This is a genomic window from Nocardiopsis sp. NPDC055879, from assembly GCF_053615935.1.
Genome location: NZ_JBSHCT010000081.1, coordinates 1 through 1,720, shown reverse-complemented (window position 1 = coordinate 1,720; position 1,720 = coordinate 1). Strand labels below are relative to the sequence as shown.

The following is a 1,720-nucleotide window of genomic DNA, read 5'->3' as shown; positions in this document are numbered from 1 at the left end:
CCCAGTTCGGCCGGCTCAACCAGGAAACAGACCGGATCCGCTATGGGATGCTGCCCGCCCTGGCCCGCATGGAGGCCACCGGCGCCCTGTTGGAAGAGGGCGGCCAGCGCAGCGTCCAAGCGTGGATCACCCACCAGTGGGGCACCTCCCCGGCCGAGGCCAACAGCCTGGCCACCCTCGCCCGCGCCCTACACCGGCAGCAGTTGCCGTTGGTGGACGAGGCCTTCCAGGACGAGGCCCTGTCGTTGGGTGAAGCGTGCGCGATCGCGACCTCCACTGAAAAGGCCACCGCCGAGTGGGCGAAGGTCCTGGAAACGGCGGATGAGAAATTTTGTGCGGGGCGTCCTTCGGCGGAGGGGTTTCGGGCTCGGCTGGAATACGGGCTGATCGCTTACAAACACGAACGCCCGCAGACCTCGGTGCGTCAGTTGCGGGACGCGGCGAAATGGTTCGTCGCACGGTTGGACCCCGACAAAGCCGACCGGGACTACGACGAGACGTTCGAGAAGCGGGGCGCGCAATTCTCCCCGACGTTCGAGTCCGGGTTCCTACTGCGGATGTGGGGGCCCGGGGCCGATAACGAGCTCATCCAGGCCGCTCTGGAGGCTTACACCGAGCCGTACGGCCCGGATAACGCCGCCATGCCGAAGCACCAGCGCACCTATGACGCGATGATGCGGATCTTCGAGACCGCTCTGACGCACCGGAGTTGCTCCAGTCTGAGCCCGCAGCCGTTGGCGACCATCAACATCACCGTCCCCCTCAAGCGCGTCCTCGGAGACGGCACCGCTGAACCCGCCGTCACGGAGGATGGTGTGGTGCTCCCCGATCAGATGGTGTCCCGCCTGGTCCCCAACAGTTGGTTGCGCCGGTTCGTGACCGACGAGGAAGGTCAAACCCTGCTGGACGTGGGGCAGAAGAAGCGGTGCGCTCCGGACCCGGTGCGTCAGGCGGCAGGGTTCAAGAAGTCCTACTGCGAGTGGCACCAGGGCTGTGACATGCCGCGTAGCTGGTCCCAGTACGACCACATCGTGCCCTTCTCCCACGGCGGGACCACGAGCTCGGACAACATGCAGGTCCTGTGCGCGACCCATAACCGGCTTAAGCACCGGCTACAGACCAAGGTGAACCGGCAGATCTGGGAGCATCACCACGCCCAGAACCGCCAAGAAGCGGGCAAGGAAGCCGGTTCCGGTGGGGACAGGGATGGGGAAGGAGAGCCAGCCCCACCCACCGCCCTCTAACCACCACCACGCGTTTCCACCAGGTGGAACACCACCACGGAGAGACCACCCGATCTGGGTGTCAGACCCCAAGGGCCCCGTGCCCTGTGGGGATATCGGCATGCCCACACCCGGCACCCCGCCCAGAGCCATATCCCGGGGCCAAAGTGGCTCCTGTTGGGGGTGTCGGCAGTACACGTGCCGACATCGGCCCTACTACGGGCACCGGCACTGGTATTAGCACCGGGGCTGCTCCCACCACCACTGCCCGCCACCCCCACCCCGCCCAACAACCCCAAGGACAGAGCCCTCAGGCGCCCCACCAACCACCAACCACCCCACCTCCGCCCCGGAATTACTCATCTGACCTCCTGCGGGAGGCCGCTCCGTACATCCCTCGGTGGGGGTGAGGGCGTGGAGTGGGGCCGCCCGCCGTGAACACTGCCTACTATGGCTAGCCATGCGTATTCTCGTGGTCGAGGACGATGACCGGGTGG

1 protein-coding gene is annotated in these 1,720 nt (G+C 66.3%); it reads left to right on the top strand.

Going from position 1 to position 1,720, the window contains the following annotated elements; genetic code table 11:
* On the top strand, positions 1-1,244 hold a 1,244-nt coding region (locus ACWGKS_RS29875), incomplete at its 5' end, for a DUF222 domain-containing protein (RefSeq protein ID WP_452525072.1).
* Positions 1,245-1,720: the final 476 nt, after the last annotated feature.